The 14,075-nt window shown below is 30.9% G+C and carries 12 protein-coding genes; 7 read left to right on the forward strand and 5 right to left on the reverse strand.

Annotation, left to right across the window (positions count from 1 at the left end):
- Positions 1 to 75: 75 nt before the first annotated feature.
- The gene (locus tag BP92_RS0105560; protein WP_026725151.1) at positions 76 to 693 is read left to right on the forward strand and encodes a lipoprotein signal peptidase; all 618 of its coding nucleotides are present in this window, start codon (positions 76 to 78) and stop codon (positions 691 to 693) included.
- A gap of 9 nt (positions 694 to 702) precedes the next feature.
- Here the strand turns inward: BP92_RS0105560 and BP92_RS15840 are convergent, their stop codons facing one another.
- Positions 703 to 921: a helix-turn-helix domain-containing protein gene (locus tag BP92_RS15840; protein ID WP_035692962.1), complete on the reverse strand. Its 219-nt coding sequence runs from the start codon at positions 919 to 921 to the stop codon at positions 703 to 705.
- A 232-nt stretch (positions 922 to 1,153) separates the two neighbouring features.
- Between BP92_RS15840 and BP92_RS0105570 the strand changes: the two genes are divergently transcribed.
- From BP92_RS0105570 to BP92_RS0105580, 3 genes are all read left to right on the forward strand, one after another.
- Positions 1,154 to 1,420 carry a hypothetical protein gene (locus BP92_RS0105570; RefSeq protein WP_026725152.1) on the forward strand — a complete coding sequence of 89 codons (267 nt, stop codon included), beginning with the start codon at positions 1,154 to 1,156 and terminating at the stop codon, positions 1,418 to 1,420.
- 79 nt (positions 1,421 to 1,499) lie between these two features.
- Entirely contained in the window at positions 1,500 to 2,276 is a 777-nt protein-coding gene (locus BP92_RS16690; protein WP_026725153.1) for a GLPGLI family protein, read from the forward strand.
- Between the two features lie 88 nt (positions 2,277 to 2,364).
- Positions 2,365 to 5,007 (forward strand): TonB-dependent receptor, encoded by a 2,643-nt coding sequence (locus BP92_RS0105580; protein WP_026725154.1) that lies wholly within the window; start codon positions 2,365 to 2,367, stop codon positions 5,005 to 5,007.
- Here the strand turns inward: BP92_RS0105580 and BP92_RS0105585 are convergent, their stop codons facing one another.
- From BP92_RS0105585 to BP92_RS0105600, 4 genes are all read right to left on the reverse strand, one after another.
- Complete coding sequence (locus BP92_RS0105585; RefSeq protein WP_026725155.1) at positions 5,008 to 5,571, reverse strand: 5-formyltetrahydrofolate cyclo-ligase; 564 nt, start codon at positions 5,569 to 5,571, stop codon at positions 5,008 to 5,010. It lies immediately after the preceding gene.
- Between the two features lie 6 nt (positions 5,572 to 5,577).
- Positions 5,578 to 6,219: an SIMPL domain-containing protein gene (locus BP92_RS0105590; RefSeq protein ID WP_026725156.1), complete on the reverse strand. Its 642-nt coding sequence runs from the start codon at positions 6,217 to 6,219 to the stop codon at positions 5,578 to 5,580.
- A gap of 41 nt (positions 6,220 to 6,260) precedes the next feature.
- Positions 6,261 to 7,490 carry an aminotransferase class I/II-fold pyridoxal phosphate-dependent enzyme gene (locus BP92_RS0105595; protein WP_026725157.1) on the reverse strand — a complete coding sequence of 410 codons (1,230 nt, stop codon included), beginning with the start codon at positions 7,488 to 7,490 and terminating at the stop codon, positions 6,261 to 6,263.
- Between the two features lie 63 nt (positions 7,491 to 7,553).
- On the reverse strand, positions 7,554 to 8,519 hold the full coding sequence (locus BP92_RS0105600; RefSeq protein WP_026725158.1) for a succinylglutamate desuccinylase/aspartoacylase family protein: 966 nt from the start codon (positions 8,517 to 8,519) through the stop codon (positions 7,554 to 7,556).
- A 208-nt stretch (positions 8,520 to 8,727) separates the two neighbouring features.
- Between BP92_RS0105600 and uvrC the strand changes: the two genes are divergently transcribed.
- From uvrC to BP92_RS0105615, 3 genes are all read left to right on the forward strand, one after another.
- The gene (gene uvrC, locus BP92_RS0105605) at positions 8,728 to 10,527 is read left to right on the forward strand and encodes an excinuclease ABC subunit UvrC (RefSeq protein WP_026725159.1); all 1,800 of its coding nucleotides are present in this window, start codon (positions 8,728 to 8,730) and stop codon (positions 10,525 to 10,527) included.
- Positions 10,528 to 10,529: 2 nt separating this feature from the next.
- The gene (locus tag BP92_RS0105610) at positions 10,530 to 12,728 is read left to right on the forward strand and encodes a patatin-like phospholipase family protein (RefSeq protein ID WP_026725160.1); all 2,199 of its coding nucleotides are present in this window, start codon (positions 10,530 to 10,532) and stop codon (positions 12,726 to 12,728) included.
- A gap of 166 nt (positions 12,729 to 12,894) precedes the next feature.
- Positions 12,895 to 14,055 carry a homogentisate 1,2-dioxygenase gene (locus BP92_RS0105615; protein WP_026725161.1) on the forward strand — a complete coding sequence of 387 codons (1,161 nt, stop codon included), beginning with the start codon at positions 12,895 to 12,897 and terminating at the stop codon, positions 14,053 to 14,055.
- Positions 14,056 to 14,075: the final 20 nt, after the last annotated feature.

Consider the following 14,075-nt stretch of genomic DNA (forward strand, 5'->3'; position numbering starts at 1 on the left):
ACAAAATTATACTAACGCTCCGTTTGGGGCGTTTTTTATTTGATAAATTCCACTATTTTTGCAAAAAAATTGAACATGTCGTTAAAGAAAGCCTATTTATTAATCATTGCTATTTTATTAATTGATCAGATTTCAAAAATCTATATCAAGACACATTTTTTTATTGGAGAATCCATAAAAGTAATGGGTTTAGAATGGTTTCAAATTCATTTTATAGAGAATGAAGGCATGGCTTGGGGCGCTGAAATTCCTGGCGAACATGGAAAATTAATCTTAACCTTATTCCGTATCGTAGCGGTAGGTGGAATCGCTTGGTGGTTATGGGATTCAGTGAGAAAGCATGCTTCTAATTATTTAATCGTAGCAATTGCTTTGATTTTTACAGGCGCTTTAGGTAATATTATCGATTCTGTTTTTTACGGTGTCATTTTTAATGATAGCTATCATCAAGTAGCAACCGCTTTTTCAGACCAACCTTATGGTACTTGGTTTCACGGTGAAGTAGTAGATATGTTCTATTTTCCAATGTGGGAAGGAAACTTACCTTCTTGGCTGCCAATCTGGGGCGGCAAACACTTCACTTTCTTCAACGCTATTTTCAACGTGGCCGATGTAGCGATTTCAACTGGTGTTGGGATTTTGATTGTATTTAACAAAAGAGCTTTTGGAGAAAGTCATATTTTGGCAAAATAATTAAAATCACTAGTTTTCTGATTCTTTTATTTTTGAGAAAAACACACAATAGTCAATTTCAAAAACAATTAATATTTCTTTTAATGTTTTTAAATTAAGGCTTGTTTTGCCGTTTTCTATTCTTCCATAATAACTTTGAGAAATATTCAGTTTTGAGGCTACATATTCTTGAGAATAGTTTTTCTCAATTCTCATTTTTCTAATCAATTTTACCGCTTCTTTTACCATAATAATTATAAAAAAAAATTGTTCAATTTCTTTCTAAATTTAAAGCGTTTAAGGGGGTTCTGCAATTATACGACAATTTTTTATAAAAGGAAAGTAAAGAAAAATAAAATAATTATACCATATTGGTATAATTAAGTACAATAGGTTTTAGGAATTTTTTTTAAAGATGTTAAAATTTGTGAGGTACAAAATTCTCGAGAAAACATTTTTTAATCTTAAAAATTTATAAATTATGAAAAATTTATTTTTATCACTAGTTTTTATGCTAGTAGGAAGTTTTACTTTTGCTTCAACAAGTAATTTTGAAACATCAAAAACAGAAAATTCAGTTAGTATAAATCTTGATAATCAATTAATGAGAGAGATGCCTTTAATTGTTGGCACTTCTTGTGGCACGGTTTTGGTATTTGAAATTGAAGATGATATGTCAACAGATGCTATTTTTGAATTAGTGGCTGCCGTTGATGTATTGTTTTGTGGAATTACTTTCTTTCCTTGATTAATTTAAATATAAAGACCAGTTATTTATATGTAATTGGTCTTTTAAAAGAATAATTATTTTTAAAATTGTGTGTAAAATGAATAAAATAATAGGTTTTTTAGTTGTTATTAATTGTCTTTTTTGTTTTTCTCAAGAGAAATATACTCAAAAAATCAGTTACGATTTGAATGTGAAAGTTTCTGAAAATAATCATATTAATGAAGAAATGGTTTTGCTTTTAAATCAGAATGAGTCTGTATATACCAGTCAAAATAAGATTAAAAACGATTCAGTAAAAAGATATTATTTAATAAATAAAGACCTTCAAGGATTTCAATCTTATATATTAAACAATGACAAAAAGAATTTGATAAATTATTTTATTTGGAAAAAAAGTAACGACTACATTTACCAAATTAATAGTGGATTAAAAATCGTTCAGTATAAAAGTAGTTTACCGCAATTAAATTGGCAAATTATCAGTAATAGTTCTGAAGAAATTTTAGGCTATAAAGTTCAGAAGGCAGAAACAGTATATGAAGGAAAAAAATATTATGCTTGGTTTTCAACTGAAATACCTATAAATAATGGTCCTTTTGTTTTTAATGGTTTGCCGGGTTTGATATTAAAAATTCAAAACGAAGATAGTTCTTATGTAATTACAGTTAAAGGAATTAAAAATGAATCTAATTTATTTCCAGAATTAGAAAAAGGAAAAAAAGTAATTGAAACGAAAAAAGAGAATTTTTATAAAACAATTGAAGGAACAATGAAAGAAGTGCAAACTATGGCTGCTGATGAACAAACTAAAAAATTGATGAACAAAAAAATTAAACAATATTTAGATGCTAAGTTTTTGTTTGATGTTAATTAGTTTTAAAAACCAGAACTATTATACAATATAATTGAATTCTATTGAATTAGTAAATTTTAATTTATAGATATTCAAAGTAAATATTATCATGAAAAGAGAAAAAACAATCAGTTATAAAGTATTTTTATTTCTATTGTTTACTACAATCTCTTTTGCACAAAACACAATTCGAGGTCAAATATTTGATAATGAAAAAAGTCCCGTTTCAGATGTAACTGTTGTTTTATATGGTACTGATGATACTATTTTGTCTTATTCAATATCTGATTTTGAGGGAAATTACAATCTGAAATTTACAACTACTCTTAAAGAAGTTAAACTCCAAATTAAAGCATTTAATTACGAATCTGTAATTGAAATAGTTACCAATGAAACTCAAACAAAAAACTATACTCTTACTCCCTCTGTTACAAAATTAAAAGAAGTAATAGTAAAAGAGAGTTCGATACGAAAAAAAGGCGATACTTTAAGTTATAATGTAGCCAGTTTTGCAAGTGAGAAAGACAGAACAATTGCAGATATTATAGCAAAAATGCCTGGCATAGATGTTTTACCAGATGGAAAAATTTTATATCAAGGTAAACCTATTAATAAATATTATATTGAAGGCTTAGACTTACTTGAAGGTAAATATAACTTGGCAAATAAAAACCTACCATATAACCAAGTTTCAAAAGTGCAAATTTTAGAAAATCATCAACCAATAAAGGTGTTAGACAGTTTAGTTTTTTCTGAAAACGCAGCTTTAAATATTAAACTTAAAAATAATGTTTCTGTTACTGGTCAAGCTGAATTAGGTGTTGGAATGAATCCTGTTTTATACGAAGCTAATATTACTCCTTTACTTTTTACAAAGACAAAGCAAATACTCACATCTTATCAAACTAATAATATTGGTAACAACATAAATGATCAAATAAAGACTTTAACACTCGAAGATTTAATAGATAATTTTGATAATAATAATGAAAAAGAAGATTGGCTTTCTATTCAAGGGATAAGTACTCCAAATTTTTCAGAAAAAAGATGGTTAGACAATCGCTCTCATTTAATTTCTATGAATTTTTTACAGAAATTAAAAAATGAATACCAACTTAAATCAAACATTTCTTATTCTAATGATTATTTTTTACAAAACGGAAACACAACAACTCAATATTTCACATCTTTAGATACAATTCGTCTTTCAGAAACTAAGCAAAATAGACTGTTTGGAAATAATTTAGAAACAAATCTTATTTTAGAACGAAATTCAAAAAAGAACTATTTAAAAAACAAATTTCAATTTAAAGGGTTTTGGGATTCACAAACGGGATTTTTAAATCAAAACAGCATACAAATAAACCAACGTTTGACGAATCATTTTTTTTCGTTTAATAATAATTTCAAGAACATTTTTACACTTGGCAAACAGCTAGTTACTTTCCATTCAAATATTTCACTAAATATAACACCACAAAGTATAATAATAAATCCGGGCCAATTTCCTGATTTTTTGAACAATGGAAACGCTTATGAACAAACAAATCAAAGTGTTGAAAACAAGGTTTTTTTTACTAATAATGCATTAAGTTTCACTAAAGCTTTAAAGAAATTTTCAATAAACCAAAGAGTAGGGTTTTTATATGAAAATGAAAACTTAGATTCTCAAATATTTACAAACTTAATACTAGTAGATGATGTTGAATTTCAGAATAAATTTAATTGGAACAAAGCAAAAATTTATTCACAAACACAAGTTCAATATAAAAATGAAAGCTGGCGATTCGATGTTAATTTGCCTATAAATTACTACAATTTTGCGTGGAATAATTTTCAAGATTATAAAGAAAATAAAAATAGATTTGTATTTGAACCTCGCATTTCAATTTCTAATGAAATTACATCTTTTTGGAAAATTAGTGCCAATTATAACCGTAGCTATCAATTTGGCAATGTTAATCAACTTTATAATGGCTACATTTTAACTGGTTATAGAAATATTCAGCGTTTTAATAGCGTTTTTCCCGAAATGATTAACGATGGATTCAGTTTCGGGATTAATTATAGAAATCCAGTAAAATCTTGGTTTGGTTCGTTTTTTTACACGTATTCAATACTTCAAAATAATATTTTGTATAGTATATCAATTAATCAGTTTGGAGCATCAGAACTTCAAACTTTTAGAATTGATAATGAAAGAAAAAACCACAATTTAAATTTTAAATTAAGTAAATACATTTCAGAAATTAAATCAACTTTCACTTTAAATTCATCGTTTTCAAAATCGACTTTTTTTCAATTGGTTAACAATAATTTGAATGAAATTTCAAACAACAATTCAGTATTTGAATTAAAAATAAATTCAGAAGTAACAGATAAATTCGAAGTCGAGTTAAAATCTAACGTTGTTTTTTCAAAAAATAAAATCCAAGAAACAGAAAATAAATTGATAGCTAATCAATTACATAGTTTTAATCTTAATTTTTACCCTAAAGAAAATCATTATTTAGCTTTAAAGTCTGAATTTTTAATTAATAATTCATTTACAACAAACGTTAAATCTGAATTTTTAGATTTTCTATATCGTTATACTTGGAAAAAGAAAAATATTGATTTTGAATTTCAATTAAATAATATTTTTAATACAGAAAGTTATACAACTATTGCTGTTTCAGACTTTAGCTATACTGAAACAAACTTTCAATTAAGACCAAGACAAGTCTTTTTTAAAATGCGATTTTCACTTTAATTAAAACTTATAAATCTCCTCAGGCGTCACACAAAAATCCAATTTCACATCATTTGCTGAAACATCATTAATTTTTTCTTCAGGAGGGAAGAACGATAACCCAATTTTAATCGTTTCGGGCTTACATTTGCTTAAAAAGTTATCGTAGAAGCCTTTTCCGTAACCCACGCGGTTTCCTTGCTTATCATAAGCTAAAAGCGGTACAAAAACCACATCAATTTTTGCATCAGGAACTTCTAAACCATCAACCGGTTCTGGAACGTTGTAACTGTTTTTTTTGATTTTGGTATTATTCGTTAATAAAAAATGCGTCATTCCTAAAGTAGCAAACTCGCACTTCGAAATGACGATTTCTTTATCTTTTCCCGCTAAAATTTGAAGAATATATTCGGTATTGATTTCTTTTTGCTCTTCAATCGTTAAAAACAAATGATAATACAATTTATCCCAAATGTCCATACGCAACAATTGGTTCGCAATCGCCAAACTTTTGTCTTCGATTTCCTCTTGAGTTAACTTTTGCCTTTCAGCTTTTGCCTTTTGTCTTAACGATTTTTTATCCAACATCTATTATTTATCTAACAATTCATACGTTACATAAAGAGTGTACGTATTAGTTTGTTCTGGTTGTTTGTTATTGTTTGCTAAATAATTGGGCGTTCCACCTGTTACACCCCAATTTGGCGTATTATCATCAATAATTAAAAGTTTCCCAATTTTTTTATTGGATTTTGATGCTAAAAATTCAGCTTTTGATTTGGCATTTTCCAGCGCTTTTGATGACATTTCTTGAGCTAATACCTCTGATTTATCAAACACATAATTAATTTGTACCGCTGTAACTCCGTTTACTTTCAGGTTGTTGATTAACTCAATTCCCTTTTCAATATTGTTTAATGATAGACTATAATTTCGGGTATTATTACCAAAAGTCTTATCTGAAATAGATTGAAAACTCAGTTTTTCTTTAGAATAATTGTTTTTCGTAATAAACTGTTGAACTTCTTCCAGCACTTCAGGAATAGTTTTAATAACTTGTTTTTCTTTGCTATAAGTAAGCGTTGTTACTTCTTGAAGCGTAAAAATCAATTCTATTTGAGTTGCTTTTATCGTTTCAGAGTGTTTTCCAACTACTCTAATTTGATTCTCTGTTGGTTGTGCAAATGTCAAATACGACAATGCAACAAATAGAATTGCTGTAAGTTTTTTCATGAGTTATAGTTTTTACTAAAAACTCAAAAATACCGAAATTATTATAACTTTTTTAGTTCTTCAATAAATTTAGTCAAATGTTCTACTTCTACGTGATCCATTAACACAATTTTGTACCATTTGTTGTTTTCGTTGTGTTGTTGCGGCACCAAATCATACTTTTCAGCAATTTTTTCTGGGATGGATTCGGCATGAATCGTTACGATATTCATAAACGGTTCGCGGAAATATTTGATATTTAGTTTGTCTAATTCGTGACATAAAAATTGGGTGCGCATTTGTAAAATACTTACTTTTTCAAACCAACCATAAGCGCCGTAAGTAAATAAAATCATCCAAACCGCAACCGCATTCGCACCAGAACGACTTCCGCAAAGGGTTAAATCCATTCCTTCTACGTATTCGGCTTCTTTGGTTAATACGTTTTCGATTAAACCTTTTCGGCAAACAAAAACACCTGTTCCATAAGGAGCTTGTAACATTTTGTGCGCATCAATCGTAATCGAACTAATTTTTGGATTAATAAAGTTGATATTCGATTTTTGATTGCTAAACGGATACACAAATCCGCCATAAGCGCCGTCAATATGTAGACGATAAGTAACGTTGTGTTTCTCTAAAATAGAAATATAATCTTCAGGATTATCAACCGAACCAAACATGGTTGTTCCCATATTCGAAACGGTGATGAAGTATTTTTTACCTTTATTTTTCGCTTCCGAAATGATATTGTCCAAAGCAACTGTATCAATTTCACGATTTTCAAAACCAACGGGAATTTTCAACCAGTCAATTTGCAATAAATTAGAAGCTTTTGGAATCGAATAATGCGTGTCTTCCGAAGCTAAAATGGCGATTTCGTCTAATTTTGCATCGAATTTGTGCATGAATTCATTTCTAAAAACCCAAATCGCTTGAATGTTCGCTTCAGTTCCGCCAGGAGCGATGTAACCGTCGAATTCGTTTTCTTTGGCTTTGAAAATATCAACTGCAATTACGTTTAAAACCTCACGCTCAATTTCTTGTGTACCATAAAATGCTTTTTCAGAAGTCCCAAAAGTGTGGCAACCAATGTTATTTGGATTGGCAACATAGGTTTGAAGCGTTGGTGCATCTTTCAAAAAAGGGGCATCATCATAAAAAACGCGACTATCTAATTTAGACGCAGGATAACCTAAAGAAGCGTCTTTTGAGAAGTTAACATTATCGTGTAAAGCCTTTTCAATACGGGCTTTTCTTTCTTCGTGTGTTAATTTTTTCCAGAAGTTCATACCTAAAATTTTGGCGAATTTACAGTTGAAAAACCAATAAAAACATGATAATTGTTAGCTTTCCTATTCTAAATGAGTAGAAATGTGAAAAATAGCATCGCCTTGATAAATAATGGGTGCGTCATTCACATTGATTATATAACCTTCATGTGGTGCTTTTACTTTATGTTCGATTTTCCCATAAGGATCAGAAATAGTAGCTAATAAATCCCCTTTTTTAACAAAACTACCAATCGCGGTTAAACCATGAAACATGCCTGAATATTTTGCTCTAATCCAACTCGATTTTTCGATGTAAATAGATTTGCTTTCTTTTTTTGTTGCTTTTTTTCTCGAATTTAGCATTTCTAAATGGTTTAGAAATCGTTTAGTTCCTTCCACCGCTTCTTCAGTAACTTGAAGATTTAAATCCAATGATTTTCCACCTTCAAACAACAACATTTTAACGCCTAATCTATCGCAAGAATTTCGAAACGAACCCGAAATATTCTTCGAATACAACGTAAAAGGCGCATTGAAAACATCCGAAAGTTCCTTTAATTCTGGATTTTCAGGCACAATTCTAATTTGTGGAGCATTAAAACGGCTCGCACCACCGGCATGAAAATCAATTGCATAATCCACGTGCGGAATAATATCTTTTAAGATATAATAGGCAAAACGACTCGCTAATGAACCCGTTTTACTACCAGGAAACACTCGATTCAAATCGCGACCATCTGGAAATTCACGCGTTTGATTGACAAATCCGAAAATATTGATAATCGGAATACAAATTATCGTACCGCGTTTCGGTTTGTTGATTTTTTGAACAATTAACTGACGCACAATTTCAGTTCCATTGATTTCATCGCCATGCAAACAAGCGGTAAATAAAACCGTTGGGCCATCAAGTTTTGAACGTTCCACAATAATGGGAATTTTCAATTTGTTCATGGTGTGCAACTTGGCAATTTCCATGTTAATGGTTTTGCTTTCGCCCGCTAAAATGGTTTCTTTTAGTATTACAAGTGGTTTTGAGGCTGTCATTTGGTTGATTCTAAGGTGTTAAAAATACGAAAAGTTCAAGAACAAGGGCAATTTCAATTTCAAAAATCAATATTTTATTGGAACATGCATTTTAAACCCAAAGTTTGCAATGTTTAAATTCGTTTCATCTGTACTGCAAAGCATCCGCGTATTCCGCGTGCCAATTAAAACAATTCTCTTATCTTTGTTCTTTACCTCTTTTTTAAAAATGCAAACACCATTAGAACTTCAAATCCAAACTTTACCCGATAATCCAGGTGTGTATCAGTATTATGATAAGGAAGGAAAAATTCTATATGTTGGGAAAGCGAAAAACTTAAAAAAACGCGTTCAATCGTATTTTACTAAGAATCACGACAATTATAAAACTTCGGTTTTAGTTAAGAAGATAGTTACGATAAAACACATTGTTGTTCCTACGGAAACCGATGCATTATTGTTGGAAAACAACCTGATTAAAAAGCTGCAACCGCGTTACAATGTCTTGCTTCGCGATGATAAAACTTATCCTTGGATTTGCATCAAAAACGAACGATTTCCAAGAATATTTTCCACTCGAAAAATGATTAAAGATGGTTCGGAATATTTTGGACCTTACACCAGTTTTAAAACCGTTCATACGATTTTGGATTTGATTAAAGAATTATATCCGCTTAGAACTTGTACTTACGATTTATCAAAAGCTAATATCGATTCTGGAAAATTCAAAGTCTGTTTGGAATATCATATTGGCAATTGTAAAGGCGCTTGTGAAGGATATGAAACGGCTGAAAACTATCAAAATCAAGTCGAAAAAATCCGTCAAATTTTGAAGGGAAATTTCAAAGAAAGTTTGAAAGATTTCAAAAAATTAATGACTGATTTAGCGATGGAAATGAAGTTTGAAGAAGCGCAAAAAATCAAAGAAAAAATCGAGGTTTTAGAAAATTACCAATCGCGTTCTACGGTTTTAAATCCGAAAATCACCAACTTGGATGTGTTTTCTATTATTTCGGATGAAACGATGGCGTATGTGAACTTTTTACAGATTTCACATGGAGCTATCGTTCGTTCGCATACGTTGGAATTAAAGAAAAAATTGAATGAAACCAACGAAGAATTGTTGGAATTAGCCGTGGTAGAATTACGCGAACGTTTTCATTTAAATGCGAGAGAAATTGTAGTTCCGTTTGCGATTGATTTGGGCGAAAATATAAAAGTAACCGTCCCGCAATTGGGCGATAAAAAGCAAATTTTAGATTTATCGGAGCGTAACGCCAAATTTTATCGATTAGACCAATTAAAACAAATTCAAATTGTTGACCCAGAGCGACACACAAATCGCATCATGGCACAAATGCAGAAAGATTTGCGTTTATCAGTAGAGCCAAGACATATTGAGTGTTTTGATAACTCGAACATTCAAGGAACGAATCCGGTTTCGGCTTGCGTGGTTTTTAAAGATGGAAAACCGAGTAAAAAAGATTACCGTCATTTCAATATCAAAACCGTTGAAGGCCCAAATGATTTCGCTTCGATGGAAGAAGTGGTGTATCGTAGATACAAACGGATGTTAGATGAAAATCAACCTTTACCGCAATTGATTATTATTGATGGAGGAAAAGGGCAGTTGTCTTCGGCTTTAAAAAGTTTGGATGATTTAGGTTTACGAGGAAAAATTGCCATTATCGGAATTGCAAAACGTTTGGAAGAATTATTTTATCCGGGTGATTCGGTGCCGTTGTATTTGGATAAAAAATCGGAAACCTTGAAAGTGATTCAGTATTTACGAAACGAAGCACATCGATTTGGAATAACGCATCACAGAGATAAAAGAAGTAAATCAGCTTTAACCAATAGTTTGGAAAGTATTCCGGGTATTGGAGAAAAAACGATGATTACTTTAATGAAACATTTCAAAAGTGTTAAAAGATTGCAAATTGCCGACGAAAAAGCTATTTCTGAAGTTGTAGGTGTTTCAAAAGCCAAAAAAATTTCCGACTTTTACAAGAAAAATACTCCTAAATAGAAATGAAAAAACTCCTCTTGTTTGTAAGCCTACTATTTCTAACCCAAATCAGCTTAGGACAAGAAAACCCGCGACCAAAAGTTGGACTTGTGCTTAGTGGTGGTGGTGCAAAAGGATTGGCACATATTGGCGTTCTAAAAGTAATCGATTCACTTGGTATAAAAGTTGATTATGTGGCTGGAACCAGTATGGGTGCGATTGTAGGTGGATTGTATGCATCTGGCTATAATGCAGAGCAATTGGATTCTATTTTTTCTAATGTGGATGTTGATGCCTTACTTCAGGATTATACACCAAGAGGTTCTAAATCGTTTTATGAAAAGCGAAATGACGAGATTTACGCTTTAACACTTCCCTTTAATAAATTTAAATTGGGATTACCTTCTGGATTATCAAAAGGACTTTATAATTTCAATTTATTGTCTTCTTTAACACAGCATGTGAGTCATGTTCGTGATTTCAAACAACTGCCTATTCCTTTCTTATGTATTGCAACAGATGCCGAAACGGGTGAAAAAGTGGTTTTGGATTCGGGTGTTTTAGCTCAAAACATGATTGCAAGTGGTGCATTACCTACTTTGTATAGTCCGGTTGAAATAAACGGCAGGGTTTTAATCGATGGTGGTGTTGTGGATAATTATCCTATTGAAGAATTAAAATCTCGAGGAATTGACATTGTTATTGGTGTTGATGTACAAGATGGTTTAAAAACTAGAGATGAGTTAAAAGGTGTTACTTCCGTTTTAGCACAAATCAATAATTTTTCCATGATAGAAAAAATGGAAGGAAAGCAAAAAGCTACCGATATTTACATCAAACCAGACATAAAAGGATTTACTGTTGTAGCGTTTGATAAAGGGAAAGAAATTATTGGGAAAGGGAAAGAAAAAGCACTAGAATTTGTTAAAGAATTAACGCCTTTCAGCAACTTAGGTTCTAGAAATAATGGCAATGTAATCGCTCAAGATTCTATCTACATTAAAGATATCGTTTTTAATAAATTAGATAATTTCACTAGAGCGTATATTATTGGTAAGTTGAAATTTAAAAGAAACACCAAAATCTCAATGACTCAGTTGCAAAAAGGGGTTTTAAACTTAAATGCTACACAAAATTTCAGTGCTATTAATTATTCATTTGAAAAAATGCAAGATGGTGATAAATTAATCTTGCACTTGAAAGAAAATGAAAATACTGCGTTTTTGAAGTTCGGATTGCATTATGACGATTTATTTAAAAGTGGAATCTTATTGAATTATACTAAGAAACGACTCTTGGCTAAAAATGATGTTGCGTCATTAGATTTGATTTTGGGAGATAACATTCGATACAATTTTGATTATTATATTGATAACGGATTTTATTGGAGTTTTGGTTTCAATTCTAAATTAACAACCTTCAATAGAAATATTACAAGTAACATTGCTGATGACGTTGTTTTTAATACTACAGCCAATGCAATAAACGTAGATTTTTTTGACTTGAGTAATCAAGCGTATTTACAAACCATTTTTGCTCAAAAATTTTCACTTGGTGGAGGAGTAGAGTTTAAATTTTTAAGATTAGAATCGGAAACATTAGAAAACACAAAACCTGTTTTTGAAGATAGTAATTATTTGTCGGTTTTTGGATTTATGAAGTACGATTCATTTGATAAAAAATATTTTTCCAGAACGGGTTGGAATTTTAATTCCGAGATAAGATACTATGGATACTCGTCAGATTATAAAAATAATTTTGAGCGTTTTACTGTTGCAAAAGCAGATTTTGGTTTTGCACAACCCGTTTTTAAAAACATGACTTTTAAGCTCCAAACCGAAGGTGGTTTTGCAATTGGTGAAAGAAGCGTTTCTTATTTCGATTTTATTTTAGGAGGTTACGGATTTCAGCAAGTAAATAATATTAAGCCTTTTTTTGGTTATGATTTCTTAAGTTTGGCAGGAGATAGCTATGTAAAACTTTTATTAACAGCAGATTATGAAGTTTTTAAGAAGCATCATTTGAATTTTAGTGCTAACTTTGCTAATATAGGAAATAAGATTTTTGATACCATTGATACATGGTTAGTAAAACCTAATTATTCAGGCTATTCTTTAGGTTATGGTATGGAAACAGTTATTGGACCAGTAGAAATTAAACATTCATGGTCGCCAGAAACAAGAAACCATTACACATGGTTTTCAGTAGGATTTTGGTTTTAAAATTTTTTTACGATATTTGTAATGATGAAAAATTGGACCGACTTACTTTCGCATTTAAAGTTCCTCATCAAGAGAAATCCTGAGTGAGCAAAACTTCTTTTTTGATTTACAGCTAGATTTATAATCTTGCTTTAAGCTATTATTAGAACTTTTAATAAAAGAAAAAATGCCAATATATCACAAACTAGGGAATATTCCTCACAAACGTCATATACAATTCCGTAAACCAAACGGTGATTTGTATTATGAGCAGTTGTTCGGAACGGTTGGTTTTGACGGAATGTCTACCAATTCATATCACGAGCAAAGACCAACTCAGGTTAAAGAAATCAGAAGACAATACAGTGTTGCGCCAAAAATTGCGAAATCAAATAACATTCAGTCTTATAAATTAAGAGGATTTGAAATTGAACCGCAAGATGATTATCTAGAAAGTAGAAAAATTGTTTTGACGAATTCGGATTGTCACATTGTTTTGGCTGCACCAAGAAAATCTACAACGGATTATTTTTATAAAAATACCGATTCAGATGAAGTAATTTTCATCCACAAAGGAACAGGAAAACTAAGAACCATGTTAGGAAATTTAGATTTCAAATATGGCGATTATTTAGTAGTTCCAAGAGGAATGATTTATAAAATGGATTTCGATACCGAAGACAATCGTTTGTTTATTGTTGAATCACATTCGCCAGTTTATACTCCAAAACAATACAGAAACTGGTTTGGACAATTATTAGAACATTCGCCATTTTGCGAAAGAGATATTCGTCGTCCAGAAGAATTAGAAACCTATAATGAAAAAGGAGATTTCGTAATTAAAGTAAAGAAAAAAGACGAAATTTTCGAAATGGTTTATGCTTCACATCCGTTTGATGTAATTGGATACGACGGATTTAATTATCCATATGCGTTTTCAATTCACGATTTCGAACCAATTACAGGTAGAATTCATTTACCACCACCAATTCACCAAACGTTTGAAACAAATGCTTTCGTAATTTGTTCGTTTGTACCAAGGTTATACGATTATCACCCATTGTCAATTCCTGCTCCATATAACCACAGTAATATTGATGCTGATGAGGTATTGTATTATGTAGATGGCGATTTTATGAGCAGAAATGATGTGAAACCAGGAAATATTTCTTTACATCCTGCCGGAATTCCTCACGGGCCACACCCAGGAGCAGCAGAAAGAAGTATTGGTAAAAAAGAAACGTTAGAATTAGCGGTAATGGTAGATACTTTCAAACCTTTAATGGTTACGGAAGATGCCATGGGTATTGCAGATGAAACGTATTATCAATCTTGGTTAGAGGAATAAAAAATTAAACACAACTTTTG

Origin of the sequence: Flavobacterium sasangense DSM 21067 (assembly GCF_000686885.1) — a bacterium.
In the GTDB taxonomy this organism is placed as follows: Bacteria; Bacteroidota; Bacteroidia; order Flavobacteriales; family Flavobacteriaceae; genus Flavobacterium; species Flavobacterium sasangense.